Genomic DNA, 15,526 nt, shown 5'->3' on the forward strand with positions numbered 1-15,526 from the left:
TATTGTTTTTAGGAATCAACAGGCGGGCACTGTGAAAAAGACTTATACTATAAAGTGAAGAATAATAGTCATCGTGTTAAGGATTCGTTGTGCCTCATTATGTTGATATTTCGCCTAAAATCAGGGCATGGACCCGTTTTGTCGCTTTTGATGACGCCGCCAAGGCACAGGTTAATAACCTGGCCTCGTTGGGCATCGTGCCCAGGCATATTGCCGTTATGCCGGATGTTCACCTGGGTAAAGGGGCGACGGTGGGTTCGGTTATTCCAACAAAAAAGGCCATTATCCCCTCGGCCGTCGGCGTGGACATCGGCTGTGGGATGATGGCCGTGCGGACCACGCTCGCGGCTCATCAATTGCCGGATGATCTGTCCAGGCTTCGTCATGCCATAGAAAAAGCCATTCCCGTTGGATTTGGCAAATGGACTGATGACACGCTTCCAGACATTGCCCTTAAGACATGGCAGAGTAAACTCAGAAAAGATTATCAGTTGATTCTTAACCGCCATCCTGCCCTGGGGTTCAATCGTAAAACGCAGCGACGCTTAATCAATGATCTTCATCATCTCGGTACTTTGGGCGGGGGCAACCATTTCATTGAAATCTGCCTGGATGAGACGCATCAGGTCTGGTTGATGCTGCACAGTGGTTCACGCGGTGTGGGTAATTGCATCGGCACTTATTTCATTGAACTGGCCAAAACCGAGATGGGGCGTCTGCTCGGCACCCTGCCTGATGCAGATCTTGCCTATCTTTCGGAGGGCACACAGCATTTTGAGGATTATTTTTTTGCGGTTAACTGGGCACAGGCCTATGCCCGGTGTAACCGCGATATCATGATGCAAACCCTTATGCAGGTGTTGACAACCCATTTACAAAAGCCGATTGCCGCGGATTTGTATGCGGTCAACTGCCACCATAACTACGTGTCGAAAGAAAAGCATTTTAACGACAACCTCTACATCACCCGCAAAGGCGCCGTGTCCGCCAGAAAGGACGAACTCGGCATTATCCCAGGCAGCATGGGAGCCAAATCGTTTATCGTCAGAGGGCTTGGCAATGAGGAAAGCTATTGCAGCTGCAGTCATGGTGCGGGCAGGGTGATGTCCCGAAACCAGGCTAAAAAGGAAATCAATCTGGCGGAGCACCGGCGTGCCACGCAGGACGTGGAATGCCGCAAGGACAGGGCTGTGCTGGATGAAAGCCCGCGAGCTTATAAAAACATTGATGACGTCATGAAGTCACAGCAGGATTTGGTGGAGGTTATTTTTACGCTTAAACAAATTCTGTGTGTCAAAGGCTAATTCATTATTGACAACCCCATGATTCCATATCATTTTTTAGCCTGACGTTTTGAGGATTAATTCGGCATGCATAAAAAGGAAAGTGATGATTAATTTATCAGTTAAAGTCAATGAGAATAAAGTCATTGAGATACGGATTGACTACCTTCGTACCCAGGGCATTTTTTTTGAAGAGAACACGGACACGCTCAATCTCGATGGGATAAACGCCGGAACCAACGGCCTCGGCCAATTGATTGAAGAGATGACCACGCCGTCAGCGTATGGCTTTTACCCCATGAATGGCCAGGCATTAGCTAAAAACCAAATCCAGGTCAAAAGGCTGGATGGCACGCTTTATTACAGCCTGCTTAATGAGGCAGGAGAACGTATTGATGGGGTACTGACTAAGGACAGGTTAAAGACGATGTTTCGTGACGAGCGCTCGCTCCTGTCGTCACCCGACAGCGGGCTTTTGTCTCTGCAACCGTATTTTTCCCGTTTAATGAATTACATGGCAGTGACGCATCTTGGCGGGTTTTACTTTTTTAAGGCTTTGCCTCGCTTAACTGGAGAACAAATCAGCAGGAGGGCATTGCCTGACAGCGAATTCCTGGCGCGCCCGCTGTCGTATGATCGAAAAAACAAGGCAAAGGAGCAGCCCTACACCTGCTCCACCGTTATTTATGAAATCCCTTCCAATCACGCTGCGGCGGCGCTGCGTCTGATTGCCTTTTTTGAGGCTTATGTTAAAACCCGGGTTCATGTGGTGAGGAACTATTCGGTGGAGGAGCGGCTGAAGGGGAAAAACACTGCTTTAGCGCCCAATCAGATGTTTGGCAAGGATGCCACTGCACGAGCGTTTCAAAGTCCGACACAAACCCTGCATCCCTTCGTTGAGGCAGTGCTTGCGATCATGAATCCGTTACCCCATTATGCAACCCTCTTTAAGGATTTACAGGCGGTGTATCGCTATGCCAATGATTGGGTTTTTCTTTGTGAAGACGAAGAGAGGCTTAAGAAAAGGGATTCAATCAGCGATTTGGTGTTTAATGAGGCGGCGCTTAATTTGGTTTTAACATTCAAAAGCCCCGCCTTTTTATACGATGAAAATCTACCCCTTGAGATCAGGCAATCCCGATTTGAAGCGATGATCATCGCTTACGAGCGGGCGGGACTTCTTAATGACCTGCTGTTTTTTGTGGAAGGCTGCAATCGTGCGGCGGCAAGTCAGTTACTCAATGAACGCGAAACGGCAGAGGGTGATTTTCATCAGAGCGCTCCCTTTAACGACGCCGCCCCTGAACAAGTCATGAACCTGGGTTTGCATTTTAATGCCCAATACATCAAGGAGTTCGTCGCCGACAGGCAAAAACGGCCTGGCAACAACAATACGCTCCCGGAGCGGGAAGTATTGAGCGAACGGGATAAACAATCCATTGCCAGTTTAAGTGCCTTGGGGCTTCATGTCTCCGCTTTAAAAACCCGGACTGATGAAAAAACTGAGCGGTCCACAAGCCTGACTTCGTCTTTTGAAGAGACGAAAGGCTGCTGCAAGCTCTTGTAATAAAAGGAGAATAGGATGTCTGAACGGAAAGAGGCCTGTCTCATTGAGCTGATTGCCGCCCGCGAGGAAGACGCGTACATCGTTTTTGAAGACGCTGACTTTATTGCCTTCCTTGATCACCGCCCCTTATTCCCGGGACACACCCTGCTTGCGCCAAAGCACCATTTCCGCACCCTGTACGAGGTGCCGAAAGACCTTGTCGCACCGCTGTTTTTATTAACGCAACAGCTGGGCAGGGCGGTGGAAAAAGCCATGGGGGCGGCGGGGAGCTTTATTGCCATGAACAATACCATCAGCCAGAGTATCCCCCATCTGCACGTTCACATTGTGCCGCGGAACAAACAGGATGGGTTGAAAGGATTTTTCTGGCCTCGCACTCAGTATGACAATGCCGCACAGGCTCTCGCAGTCCGCGACAAAATCAGGCATTGCCTGTCCGTTGACGGATAAAATGGCCCAATTGGATGGCCGCAATCAATGCAGCACCCACTAGAAAAGGCAGGTAGAGTGAAACGGCAAGCAGGGAACCGGCCACCAGGGCAGTCGTCGCTGAAGCCATGCCATTGAGGCTGGTTAAAAGCCCCATCGCTTTGCCTTGATGCGTGGTGGTATGGGCTTGTGATATCGCGCTGGAATAAGCAGGGTTTAAAATCGCAAAAGCAAAAATAATGCAGAGGTTGGCAATAAAAAAGACAGAGAGATGACCCTGACACAGACCAAGACTGATAAAGCCTGAGAATAAAAACAGAATGGCCATGGTTTTAGCGTGTTTAAGGTTTATGTATTGGTAGAGAAGCTTCTGGGAACTGGCTAAAAAAAAGACATACAACAACACCATGACCGAAAATAAAACCCCAATGGCGTAATTTGAAAAAGAAAACGTAAGAATGGCAAAAGGCAGCACGGCAATATAATAAAGACTCCACACCACCTGCAGAAAAAAGAATTCAATGTAGAGGCCATTCCCATAGTCTTTCCATTTGGTTTTAATCTCATCAGCCTCTTTCTTGACGGTTTTGACAGTCAGTGCCGGCAGAAATGTCAGGTTGGTCAGGGTTAAAACCAAAATCAGAAAGAAAGGCGAGGTATAATAATAAAGAGGTACCGGGGCTTCAAAATCAACTAGCATGCCACAGAGCAGGGGGCCGAGGCAAAGGCCTAAGGCATTCATTATTTCTGCCATACGAAACAGGTCATGCCTTGAATACTCCGTGTGCATCAGCAGGGAAAGAATCACTGCCCGCCGGCCTGACATGAGCCCGTCTAAGGCGCGGCTTGTAAAAAAAAGCCAGTAATTGACGGTGATTAAGCTGAATATTGATAGCATACAGGACAACAGGGAGCCGAAAAGGCAATACCCGAGGGTTTTCTTTTCGCCGGTCCGATCAGACACTATTCCCCACAGCATACCGCCAAGGATAGCACCAATGCCGTATATACCCACGGCAAAGCTGTAGGCGTTTAAACGCAGGGAAAGGCTTTCGCCGGGTAAAAGACCAGTTTGTTTGAGAAAAAGCGGGCCCACCAGAGGAGGAATAATGCTGGTGCTTAAACTGATAAGAAAAAGCATGGCATAAGCCAGATAAAACGTCCTGTATGCTGTTTTCGGCATCGCCTGCCCATCCGGTCAATTATAAGCCCATGATAAAAATTCCGGCCTGATTGGCCAGTTTTAAGGTTTCTTCTTTATCAATCAGTATGGACCAACCAGCCTCCACTGCAATCCCGGCGAGATTGGCTTCCGCCACATGCCGTACCGTGGTCTTGCCTATGACAGGCAAATCAATGCGGGTATCCTGCATGCCTTTTTTTATTTTAACCAAAACCCCTTCTTTATGCGGCGATTTAAATTCCCGGCAACGTTTGATGAGGTTATCCGTTCCCTCCACGGCCTCAACCCCAAGGACATAGCGGTTTTCAATGATAAGGGCTTGACCGATATCCAGTTCGCCTATTTTTTTAGCAATAGTGACGCCGAGCTTTGCATCCTCAAGGCATTTAAGCGACGGTTGCGCGGTGGTTAAAATTCCCATTGGGGTGATGGCTTCAGCAATGATTTCCTGAACGCCGACCACATGAAAACCCTGCGCTTCGACAAAACGGACCAGGCCGGCAAAATAACTGTTGTCGCCTAAACTGGTGCTTTCACCCAGCGCGCTTAAATAATTCTGAAGGCGCATACCGCCATAATTCTCAAACAGCAGGGTATGACTGATTTTGCCGGCGAATACCAGGTTTAAAAAACCGGCTGCTTTGACTTGTTGAATGGTTTCTTCAAGATTGGCCAAGGTGACGGCATGGTGTGCCGCGGGTAATTTGAATTGTTTTTCTCCCGAGGCCCTGATGATGAGCACATCAATGTGCTTTTTTTGACAGGCATTAAAAATTTCAACCGGCAAATCCCCTTCGCCGGCAATTAAGGCCAACTGCCGTAATTCAGACATGCTCAATCCCTGGCAACCTCCATTTGTTTATTATAGGCACGGGTAGAATTCTCCCTTAGAATGCCTGCGACAGGATTTCGCTGCCTGCTGCAGCCTGACGGTTAGCCAGCCAGGCAAACAGGGCGCGGCGATGGCGTGCGATGTCATAAATCCTGGTAATGGTCTGTTTTTTCACATCGTCAAACTCCTGTCTGATGGTTTTAATGTCATCCTCAGTAAGGGATTTCCTGTCAATGGACTGAATAATCCGCCGCATGGTGCCAAAGCGCAGGGAATCAAAATAAAAACAGTGATTGTTTTGGTAAATGGTTTCTTTAAACGTCAGGTGCTTGAATTCCTGGCCAATGGCAACCGGAATGAAAGGCGTTTGTGTTTTATTTTTGCAATGCACAAAGGAGATGGCGTTTAAAAGGAAAAATTCCCTGGAAAGACTTGTGACGTCCTTGTTCAGAATAGAACAATTAATAAGCGGCAGGCCCATTCCGATGTAATTTAAGAAAATAATATCAAAGATACGATCAATGTAGGTTTCGGCTTCGGTCTCGTGGTGGTTTTTAAACGCGTCGGCAAGGAATTTAAAATCAAATCCTACCCACGGGGTTTTCATGCTGTTATCCAGATACCAGACCAGATAAAAATAGCCTTCCCAGGGGGATTGATAATATTTTTCTGCGATGGAATCCTGAAGCTGCCGAATTTCTTTCGTCAACGACACGGTAATCACGGGTTGTACTTTTGGTCTTAAGCAAATGCCCATTCCATTGCTGTTTATCTCCTTAAGAATAAGTAATTCCAAGGATTGCATGGTTAGCCTCCAAACCCAGGGAATTAAATTATAGAACAAATAGGGCAAAAGTTATTCAAAACAACAAAAAAGTCAAAAAAAGGTAATTGCTGGACATGTGCTTGAATGATTGGACCAGTCCCCGCGATTCATCAGGCCATGAAGTGATCTCCACGGCCTTTTGTGCAGGGTATTATAGATGCAGGGATTGATCGTCGTCTTTGTCCTCATCCTCATGCTTTGGCAAATCCATGGGACTTGGTTCCTTGATGTGGAGAAGAGTTTTAATGTTCGTTTGCGCGTCTTTCAATACTGCTTTAAATTTTTTCCTTATGTCCTCGACATTGTCTTTCGGGGACAACTTTTCCAGGTGATGTTCGACTTCGTGCACGAAGTCAGACCAGATTGCCTTAATGGTTGCCTTTCTATGAGAGGCATGGGTTTCCCGCGCTTCTGGAATGGACGTTTTTAATTTGCGGGTGATGTCAGGCTCCTTCGCATGGCCCTTTGGCGGTGCATTGACAGTATGGGTACCAATGACCGGCGAATAATCCCCTCTGGCCTGGGTGTTACCGGGACTTGAAAGGGGGGCGTAGTGAGGGGAAATCGGTTGGGTTTCCCGCGCCGACTGCGGTTGAGATCGACTTAAGCTGGTGTAGTGGCTATCCTGAACCTGATTTGACGGTTGTGGAGTTTGACTTGGTCGGCGATTTTGCCGGGTAGCCGCGCCGGTTAACTGTTCCTGGGGTATTATGCGGCTGTAAGGCGTTTCCCCGTCATTTTCTTCAGTCGCTGGCGCATTGACAGGAATGGGGGGCCTTGCATAATGAGACGACGCATCCTGAGTCTGCACCGGGTTTTGCGGCGACAGGTTGCCCTGATTAAGCTGGTTCGCGTAAGTTTCTCTGGACAACAGGTTATTGTAGTGTGTTTCCCCTTCATCATGGGGTGCGGTGGACGGGGCCGTCGGCACTGTCTGGATTCTGCCGTAATGGTCCAGGCTCACCGGTTGTTCTATTGTCCTTACCCCCTGCGTCATGCTCCGCTGCTCAGTCGTGGGCGGCGGCGTTTTTTTGGCGATATCCCGCTCAAGTTGACGAATATTCCCCTTAATCATGGGTTGGATGGGGTTGTTGATTTCAATGCGATTGAGGCGTTGTAAACCAAGGAGGAAATTCTCCGGGGAATGATTTTTTTTATTTAAAATCATGTATTCATAATAAGTCTCGACGAATCGGTTGGTGCATGCGTTAAAGAGCGTTTTCTCCTGCTCCCGCGCTTTTTGTAAATCGGCGCCATCGGGATAAAAAGTCAGCCAGGGTTGGTAACATTGGATGAAAAGTTCCACTTCCTTCTTCAGGTGTTTATCCGGGCTTTTTTCGAGGTAGGCCATGACATTGTTTAACAATTGTTTCAAGGCAGCGCTGTTATCTAGAAATTTTCCCGTACGGTCTGCTAAAAATTCCTGCAGAGGCTGGGTTGTACCCGGCTTCAGTGACAGTGCGGCAAGCTCACCAGACAATCCGGTAAGCATCTGGGTTAAAATACTCATCATCGCTGCTTTTCTGGCGTAATAATCCGTAAGCAGGCTGGTCTGTCCTCCGGTTTTTATAACCTCGCTATCAATAATACGAAGAGGGACTTTGTTGCGGTTGGAATAGACACCGTTCTGTTTACCCTCAGCCAGGATCGAGGTCAAACCATAGTCGCTGATTTTAGGCATAATACCAAGAACATTGCCGCCGCTGTCGCGTTCTGTGCGGATTAAAAAATTTCTTGCGGCGCTGTCCTGATGCAGCATGGACATTTGATGAAGGGTATCCTGGCCTTTAACCAGACCGCAGGCAATTTGGGCCAAAAAGACAGCGGGATTGCTTTTTAACGCCAGAACAACGCCGACACCGGGAAAATTGTGCGCTTCAAGGGGATGGAAGGTATCGGCAATCAGGGAATACAAGTCGGATGAAAACTCGGCCACCTGGCCGTGGGCGTCTTTAATGTCGAGGTAAGATTCATATTCCGTAAGGATACCCACCAATTGGCCGTCAATTTCCAGGGGAAAGGTTTTATTAATGGCACTTAAATCAAGTTGCCCTGATTGACTGTGTTTGGCAATCAGTCTGGCTGCGGCCTCTTCATGCTCATCGGGCTCCAGTAGAAGTTTGACAGCAACCAGCCCCTGGCTGTTACACATGTTCCGATAAGCTGGATTTGAGCCGTTATAATGATAAAGCGCGACCTCGCCAAATGCGCCCCCACCGAGATGCCTGACTTTATGGAATCCATTCGCTGAGAGAGGAATGGTCTTCGTGCTTTGTCCCGGTAACTCAATTTCCTCTTTGGAGTTGGCATTATTCAAGGTTTCCAGCGGTGGCATGATGAAGTACTCCTCAAATCTTTCGTATAGTATAACGCAACTGACTATTATATGAACAATATATTTTTAATTTTTTCATTATTCCGGTTATCATAGGCTTATACTTAATGAAAGCAATGAACAGGAACAACAATGGCTAAAGGAAAACAGGGTGGGGATAAGGGGTTTTTTATGTGGAAAAATTGGGACAGTATGCTGAATGCCGACCATTTTGAAGCGGCTTTTAATGACAAGGATTTTACTCTAAAGAGACTTGTGACGCTGCAGGATCTGGAAGGTGGCAAGAATGGCGACGTGGATCAATTGCTGATTCAACTGATCGGGTTTTTACGCTTGACGGATCCAGGCAAAACCAGCATTAATGACAATGACAGGGCCAGTGCAGAGGCCTTATTTGTTAAACTGGATAATGCATTGACTCGGGTCAAAGCGGCCAGCACCGACGAGAAATTCGCACAATCGGCTGCCCGTTACGCGGAAGAGGTGATTCGTTTGCGCATGGAGTTACTTAAGCAGCACGCCCCGGAATCCCTGCCGCTTGCCTGGTATAATGCCGCGCACAAGGAATTTAAGAATACCTTTTAACAGTCCCCTGGTTATTAAAACGGGAAGCACGGTTAACTGATTCTAATCAATTTGACTCCGCTCAAATTATAAAGAACCGTGCTTTTCTCGTCGGTGACTTCAATGTATTCGCTGCCTTTGCCATCAATAATGCTGACGGAATTGCCTGCGGCATTCAAATGATGTGTTGTGCCGTCATTTTCCACAAGCCATATGGATTTATTGCCGGCTCTCAATTCATTAATGCGTTTCGATAGTTCGCTCACAATAATTCCTGCCACTGCACATCCTTACTTTAATAATAGCTTCTCATAGTACAATCTGAGCAAAGATAATCAGTTTATTGTAAAAAACGGCATTAAATCAACGGTATCCTGCACCTGATACACGTTACTCTTGTTCAATTGGCTTTTCATGGCTAATATGGAATCTTCGGTATGACTCCTCCTGCGGCGGAGTCATGGTATAGGGAAATACGGGCACCATGTTAAAGATTCTGATATTCATCGCTTGTCTGCTTCTAAGTGCCTGCATGGTGGGACCGGATTACAAGGAGCCTGCAAAAAATGTTGCTCCTTACTGGCTGCAGAAAAACCCGGCCGTTAAAGTGGCGCCAATCAATAATGCCGATTGGTGGAAGGTGTTTAACGATCCAACCCTGACTCAATTAATTCACTGCGGTTACCACAATAATCTGTCATTACAGATAGCCGGCGTGCGTGTGCTTCAGGCCCGTGCCAAACTGGCGCAATCGGTCGGTGAGCTCTACCCGCAACAGCAGGTATTGAATGGCAGCTATACCCATGTGCGTACCGGGGGAGGCGAGTTGCAGGGGATTTTGCCTGACAAGTTCGATACGGCCTCTGTGGGCCTTTCTGCCAGTTGGGAAATTGATTTCTGGGGTAAATACCGCCGCGCCATCCGTGCCAATGATGCCGCCTTCCTGGCGTCACTGGCAGCCTATGACAATGCCTTAGTCTCGTTAACCGCCGACATCGCCCATGCGTATATCTCGATCCGTACCCTGCAGCAGCAGATTAAGACGACTCAAACCAACATCCACCTGCAGAAGGTAAGCCTTGATATTGCTCAGTCCCGCTATCGCGGGGGGCAAACCAGTTTACTGGATGTTCAACAGGCAGAAACTGAACTGGCTGAAACCCAGTCATCCCTGCCGGATCTGGTATCCCAACTGCAGCGGCAGAAAGACGCGCTGGCAGTCCTTCTGGGCCTGGTTCCTACTCAAGTCGACGACTTGCTTAAAAAAGGCAGCGGCATTCCACGCGCACCGGTTTCGGTGGCGATTGGCATTCCTAAAGAAGCCTTGGCGCGTCGCCCGGATATTTATCAGGCAAGGATGGAGGCGGTAGCTCAATCCGAATCCATCGGTGCGGTTAAGGCCAACCTTTATCCTGCACTGACCTTAAGCGGTTCCTTTTCCTATACGGCGAACAACATCGGTCAAGCCTCCATCAGCAACCTGTTTGATCCAGCCAATCGTTCGGTGATTGCCGGTCCTTCGGTGGTCTGGCCGTTATTAAATTATGGACAGATTACCAATGCGGTGCGCGAGCAGGATGCTGTGTTCCAGCAAAGTTTGTTGAATTACCTGAATCAGGTACTTAAGGCGCAGCAGGAAGTGCAGGATAATATCACTCAGTACATTGAGGCACGAAAAACCACGGCCTTGCTGGGTTCAGCAAATACCTCGGCCACGAAAACCACCCGCCTGGCTCTCATCCGGTATCGCGAGGGAGAAGCAAATTACACGGCCGTACTGAATGCGGAGCAGCAACAATTGCGAATACAGAAATCATTGATCAATGCCGAAGGCGAAATTGCCAAATCGCTGGTGGCGCTTTACCGCTCCTTAGGCGGCGGTTGGCAAATCCGAAGGGGCAATGATATCGTTCCAGAAACGATCAAACAGGAAATGGCTGCACGAACCAATTGGGGCAGTTTGCTCAAACAACAAAACCATGAGCGCCCAACCACGACCGAGCAGCAAATTAAACAGCTTTACCTACCAAACTGGTGATGGGTTATGATGACAGCCGAGAATAAATCCTTGATTTTAAAAATAGCAGCGGGCGGGGTAGTCCTTTTATTGCTTTACTGGTTTATTCATCATTATTCTAAAAGTACACCGCCCGCGCCACCTGCACCTGTGGTGATCGTAAGCCATCCCACGCGCATGGAAATGACCGATTACATCACCCAGACCGGAAATACCATTGCCTATAATTCTGTCAATTTAGTCGCCAGGGTAGAAGGTTATCTGGACGCGATTCAATTTGTTGATGGTTCCTTTGTTAAAAAAGGCCAGCAACTGTTCATCATCGAGCCTGAGCCTTATCTGCAGAAACTGCATGAAGCAGAAGATACCCTGGCTGCCCAAAAAGCCGCTTATGCCTATGACCAGGCAGAATATGCGCGCCAGCAGCAGATGTACAAAGAGAATGCGACGTCGTTAAAAAACGTGGAAAAATGGTCTGCCAAGCGCGACGAATCCAAGGCTGAAGTGGCGAAAGCAGAAGCCAACGTTAAAATTGCTCAGATCAATTACAGCTATACCCATGTTCAGGCCCCCTTCGATGGACGCATCGGACGGCACCTGGTGGACGTCGGCAATCTCGTGGGGCATGGGCAGGCAACCGAGTTGGCCAACATTGAACAGATTAATCCCATCTATGTTTATTTCAATTTAAATGAACTGGATTTAATCAAATTGCGGGAAGCGGCACGGGCACGCGGTTTTAAACCCAATGAACTGCATAAAATTCCGGTGTACGTCGGCATGCAGAATGAAAGTGATTTCCCCCATCAGGGTAAACTGGATTTTGTGAACACCGGTTTGAATGCATCCACCGGAAGCATGGAGTTCCGTGCGCTGCTCGACAACAAGGATTATCCTCTTTTACCCGGACTTTTTGTCCAGGTTCGCATTCCCATCAGCAAACCGTCGTCACGGCTTGCTATTCCCGACACCGCCATTCAATACGACCAGATCGGCGCTTATGTCCTGACGGTGGATAAAAACGATACGGTGGTATTAAAACGGGTAAGCACAGGAACGCTTGATCAAGGCATGAGGGCGATTACCAAAGGTCTCGATATCGACGACAGGGTGGTGGTGAACGGCATTCAGAATGCCGTGCCTTCGCACAAGGTTACTCCAAAAAAAGAAAGTGAATAAAGCCAATTGGAAAGGGATGCCATTGAATGAAATTGATGCAAGTTGAGAAGAACGAGAAATGATTTCCAAATTTTTCATTGAAAGGCCGGTTCTGGCCAATGTGATTGCTTTACTGCTGGTCTTCATTGGTTTAATCGCTATCCTGGTTTTACCGGTATCGCAATACCCGGCCATTGTGCCTCCCACAATCCAGGTGACTACCACTTACCCGGGTGCGGATGCCAAAACCCTGATTAATACCGTGGCCTTACCCATTGAGCAGCAGGTCAATGGGGTGGAAAACATGCTTTACATGCAATCCACCAGCTCCAATAACGGCGCTTACACGCTGATTGTTACCTTTGCCATTGGCACGGATCTCAATTTTGCCCAGGTTCTGGTGCAAAACCGGGTGCAGGCGGCCATGGCGCAATTGCCCATGGATGTGCAGAAGCAAGGGGTAGTGGTCCAGCAAAAATCAACTGCCATTCTGCAGTTCATTACGTTAACGTCGGAGAATGGCGATTACGATGGGGTGTTTCTTAACAGTTATGCCACCATCAACATGCAGGATGAACTGGCGCGTCTCCCCGGTGTGGGTAATGTTCTGGTTTTTGGTTCCGGCAGCTACGCCATGCGGGTATGGCTTGATCCGAAAAAAATGCTTGCCTATTCGTTAAACCCCAGCGATGTCTTAAATGCCATCAGTTACCAGAACAAAGACGTGTCAGCAGGCCAGATTGCTTCCCCGCCGGTCTTGGGTTCTCATTCGTATCAACTCACCGTGAACGTGCCGGGGCAACTGGCCGATCCCGATGAATTTGGTAATATTATTATCAAAACCGTCGATACCCAACCGGATGAAAATGCCAATGCCAGCAGTTCAGCCCAGGTGGTGCGTATCAAGGACGTTGGGCGGGTGGAGCTCGGCTCCTCAAGTTACAGCCAATTGGCTAATTTAAACGGTAAACCCACCGCAGCCATTGGTATATTTCAGCTACCCGGGGCCAATGCGCTGCAAGTGGCTGACGAGGTGAAGAAAACCGTTGCCAAAATGGCAAAGAAATTCCCTCCGGGACTGACGTATTCCATTCCTTTTGATACTACGGTGTTTGTAAAAGCTTCCATTTCAGAGGTCTATAAAACACTGTATGAGGCCGGTATTCTCGTTCTGCTGGTCATTGTTGTCTTTCTGCAGAATTTCCGTGCCTCGCTCGTCCCGGCCACAACCGTGCCGGTGACGATCATTGGTACCTTTTTCGCGTTGATGCTGCTGGGTTACACCATTAATTTACTCACCCTGTTTGCGTTGGTACTGGCCATTGGTATTGTCGTTGATGATGCGATTGTGATCGTGGAAGGAGTCACCCAGCACATTGAAAAAGGGTTATCACCCAAAGAAGCTTCCATTCAGGCCATGAAAGAATTGTTTGGACCTATCCTTGGCATTACGCTGGTATTGATGGCCGTGTTTGTGCCTGCCGGATTTATGCCGGGTTTGACGGGCGCGATGTATGCGCAATTTGCCCTGGTTATCGCAGCAACAGCCTTAATCAGCGCCATCAATGCCATGACGTTAAAGCCCACGCAATGCGCCCTGTGGCTTAAGCCCATCGATAAAAACAAACCCAAAAATGTCTTTTTCAGGACCTTTGATAATCTCTATAACCCCATTGAAGCGCGTTATATTCGATTTATGGATAAATTGGTACACCACAGCGGCACGGTGTGCCTGCTGGGCGCCGCGTTGGTGGCCCTGGCCATTTTTGGTTTAACCCGAATCCCTACAGGCTTTATCCCGATTGAAGATCAGGGGTATCTGATCTTAAGCGTGCAATTGCCCGATGCAGCCACTCTGGGGCGTACAGACAAGGTCATGAGCGAATTGACTAAAAAAGTTTCGCAAATTGACGGCATTGAAAACGTCATTGCCATTGATGGCATTTCCCTGCTGGATAACAATGCCAGCCTGGCGAATGCGGGTGTGTTGTACATCATGTTTAAAGACTGGAGCGTTCGCGGCAAGTCTGAAAACCTGCTGGCGCTGTATACCAAAATCAATGACATTGCTAAAAACACGCTGGATGCCAAGGTCCTGACCGTCGTTCCCCCACCCATTCAGGGGCTGGGATTATCAGGCGGCTTCCAGATGCAGGTGGAATTGCAGGACGGGACTTTCGACTATCAAAAATTGCAGCGTGTGACGGACGGCTTAATCAGTGAGGGGAACCGTGAGCCGGATCTGCAAAATTTAATGACCTCCTTCCGCGCCAGCGTACCGCAGGTTGCAGCACCCATTGACCGCACCAAAGCTGAGAGTCTGGGTGTTCGTATCGGCGATGCGTTCGGTACCCTGCAAACCTATCTTGGATCTTCCTATGTCAATTTGTTTACCAAATTTGGTCAGGTTTTTCCGGTTTATGTGCAGGCGGATGCGTCTTCGCGCGGACAGGTGGATGATTTGCGCAATTACTATGTCAAAAACCAGCAGGGCTCGATGGTTTCTTTAGGCACTCTGACCGACATCAAGCCGGATGTTGGTCCGGCGATCATATCGCTTTACAATCTGTATCCCTCCGGTAACGTCAACGGTATGGCCGCCAGAGGCTACAGTTCCGGTGAAGGGATTGAAACCATGGAAGAATTAGCTAAAAAACTGCCTCCCGGTTTTTCCTATGAATGGACGAGTACAGCCTATCAGGAAAAAGTCGCTGGTAATATGAGTTATTATATTTTTGCCATGTCGCTGGTGCTTGTTTATCTGATTCTGGCAGGACAATATGAAAACTGGTTGATTCCCTCAGCCATTCTTTTCAGCGTACCGCTCACCTTGATTGGTACCGTACTGGCTCTGTCACTGTTGGGACTGGACAACAACATGTACACTCAGATTGGTTTATTATTGCTGATTGCGCTGGCGACAAAAAACGCCATTCTGATTGTTGAAGTGGCGCATGAACAACACCACATTCATAAAAAATCAGTGATGGAATCGGCCGTTATCGGGGCGAAAACCCGATTTCGCCCCATCCTGATGACCTCATTTGCCTTCATTATGGGGGTCATGCCTCTGGTTTTTGCGACCGGTGCAGGCGCCAATGCCAGACGTTCGATTGGCGTGGCGGTGTGCAGCGGCATGCTGGCTTCAACCTGCCTGGCAGTTGTGTTTGTGCCTGTTTTTTATGTGCTGCTACAAACCTGGCAGGATAAGCGGAAAGCGAAAAAAGAAACAGCCGTCTTGTCTTAACGGTAAGACTGTTTGCGGATTTTTTGCTCTGCTGGGGCAATGTCTTCCCGCTTCGTTTACGGGTGCTTTCGACGTAATGGGGGGC

The 15,526-nt window shown here is 48.4% G+C and carries 12 protein-coding genes; 7 read left to right on the top strand and 5 right to left on the bottom strand.

Going from position 1 to position 15,526, the window contains the following annotated elements; all coding sequences use genetic code 11:
- Positions 1-89 precede the first annotated feature (89 nt).
- From Lrub_RS07080 to Lrub_RS07090, 3 genes are all read left to right on the top strand, one after another.
- A complete protein-coding gene (locus Lrub_RS07080) occupies positions 90-1,304 on the top strand; it encodes an RtcB family protein (RefSeq protein WP_058531458.1) in 1,215 nt (404 codons plus the stop codon).
- Between the two features lie 85 nt (positions 1,305-1,389).
- Positions 1,390-2,850 carry a hypothetical protein gene (locus tag Lrub_RS07085; RefSeq protein ID WP_058531459.1) on the top strand — a complete coding sequence of 487 codons (1,461 nt, stop codon included), beginning with the start codon at positions 1,390-1,392 and terminating at the stop codon, positions 2,848-2,850.
- A gap of 15 nt (positions 2,851-2,865) precedes the next feature.
- Positions 2,866-3,300, top strand: a complete 435-nt coding sequence (locus tag Lrub_RS07090) for an HIT family protein (RefSeq protein ID WP_058531460.1) — start codon at positions 2,866-2,868, stop codon at positions 3,298-3,300.
- Here Lrub_RS07090 and Lrub_RS07095 read toward each other — a convergent pair.
- The 4 genes from Lrub_RS07095 to Lrub_RS07110 all read right to left on the bottom strand — a co-directional run bounded on the left by Lrub_RS07095 (position 3,272) and on the right by Lrub_RS07110 (position 8,455).
- A complete protein-coding gene (locus Lrub_RS07095) occupies positions 3,272-4,462 on the bottom strand; it encodes an MFS transporter (protein ID WP_058531461.1) in 1,191 nt (396 codons plus the stop codon). The genes Lrub_RS07090 and Lrub_RS07095 overlap by 29 nt on opposite strands.
- A 19-nt stretch (positions 4,463-4,481) precedes the next feature.
- A complete protein-coding gene (locus tag Lrub_RS07100) occupies positions 4,482-5,294 on the bottom strand; it encodes an LpxI family protein (RefSeq protein ID WP_058531462.1) in 813 nt (270 codons plus the stop codon).
- Positions 5,295-5,349: 55 nt separating this feature from the next.
- Positions 5,350-6,099 carry a hypothetical protein gene (locus Lrub_RS07105; RefSeq protein WP_058531463.1) on the bottom strand — a complete coding sequence of 250 codons (750 nt, stop codon included), beginning with the start codon at positions 6,097-6,099 and terminating at the stop codon, positions 5,350-5,352.
- A gap of 172 nt (positions 6,100-6,271) precedes the next feature.
- On the bottom strand, positions 6,272-8,455 hold the full coding sequence (locus tag Lrub_RS07110; protein ID WP_058531464.1) for a protein kinase: 2,184 nt from the start codon (positions 8,453-8,455) through the stop codon (positions 6,272-6,274).
- Between the two features lie 132 nt (positions 8,456-8,587).
- On the opposite strand from Lrub_RS07110, the gene Lrub_RS07115 reads away from it, so the two are divergent.
- Positions 8,588-9,040 carry a hypothetical protein gene (locus tag Lrub_RS07115; RefSeq protein ID WP_058531465.1) on the top strand — a complete coding sequence of 151 codons (453 nt, stop codon included), beginning with the start codon at positions 8,588-8,590 and terminating at the stop codon, positions 9,038-9,040.
- Positions 9,041-9,072: 32 nt separating this feature from the next.
- Here the strand turns inward: Lrub_RS07115 and Lrub_RS07120 are convergent, their stop codons facing one another.
- Positions 9,073-9,300, bottom strand: coding sequence for a hypothetical protein (locus tag Lrub_RS07120; RefSeq protein WP_058531466.1), 228 nt, complete (start codon positions 9,298-9,300; stop codon positions 9,073-9,075).
- 203 nt (positions 9,301-9,503) lie between these two features.
- On the opposite strand from Lrub_RS07120, the gene Lrub_RS07125 reads away from it, so the two are divergent.
- From Lrub_RS07125 to Lrub_RS07135, 3 genes are read left to right on the top strand one after another with little or no spacing between them, the layout of a single operon-like run.
- Positions 9,504-11,057, top strand: a complete 1,554-nt coding sequence (locus Lrub_RS07125; protein ID WP_058531467.1) for an efflux transporter outer membrane subunit — start codon at positions 9,504-9,506, stop codon at positions 11,055-11,057.
- A 9-nt stretch (positions 11,058-11,066) separates the two neighbouring features.
- Complete coding sequence (locus tag Lrub_RS07130) at positions 11,067-12,215, top strand: efflux RND transporter periplasmic adaptor subunit (RefSeq protein WP_058531468.1); 1,149 nt, start codon at positions 11,067-11,069, stop codon at positions 12,213-12,215.
- A gap of 58 nt (positions 12,216-12,273) precedes the next feature.
- Positions 12,274-15,441 (top strand): efflux RND transporter permease subunit, encoded by a 3,168-nt coding sequence (locus tag Lrub_RS07135; RefSeq protein WP_058531469.1) that lies wholly within the window; start codon positions 12,274-12,276, stop codon positions 15,439-15,441.
- Positions 15,442-15,526 lie beyond the last annotated feature (85 nt).

This window comes from Legionella rubrilucens, from assembly GCF_001468125.1.
Taxonomy (GTDB): domain Bacteria; phylum Pseudomonadota; class Gammaproteobacteria; order Legionellales; family Legionellaceae; genus Legionella_C; species Legionella_C rubrilucens.

Coding starts and splice junctions, on each gene's coding strand:
- Lrub_RS07085 (WP_058531459.1), top strand. CDS start 1,390: ATGATTAATTTATCAGTTAAAGTCAATGAGAATAAAGTCATTGAGATA.
- Lrub_RS07125 (WP_058531467.1), top strand. CDS start 9,504: ATGTTAAAGATTCTGATATTCATCGCTTGTCTGCTTCTAAGTGCCTGC.
- Lrub_RS07100 (WP_058531462.1), bottom strand. CDS start 5,294: ATGTCTGAATTACGGCAGTTGGCCTTAATTGCCGGCGAAGGGGATTTG.
- Lrub_RS07110 (WP_058531464.1), bottom strand. CDS start 8,455: ATGCCACCGCTGGAAACCTTGAATAATGCCAACTCCAAAGAGGAAATT.
- Lrub_RS07095 (WP_058531461.1), bottom strand. CDS start 4,462: ATGCCGAAAACAGCATACAGGACGTTTTATCTGGCTTATGCCATGCTT.
- Lrub_RS07115 (WP_058531465.1), top strand. CDS start 8,588: ATGGCTAAAGGAAAACAGGGTGGGGATAAGGGGTTTTTTATGTGGAAA.
- Lrub_RS07105 (WP_058531463.1), bottom strand. CDS start 6,099: ATGCAATCCTTGGAATTACTTATTCTTAAGGAGATAAACAGCAATGGA.
- Lrub_RS07130 (WP_058531468.1), top strand. CDS start 11,067: ATGACAGCCGAGAATAAATCCTTGATTTTAAAAATAGCAGCGGGCGGG.
- Lrub_RS07135 (WP_058531469.1), top strand. CDS start 12,274: ATGATTTCCAAATTTTTCATTGAAAGGCCGGTTCTGGCCAATGTGATT.
- Lrub_RS07090 (WP_058531460.1), top strand. CDS start 2,866: ATGTCTGAACGGAAAGAGGCCTGTCTCATTGAGCTGATTGCCGCCCGC.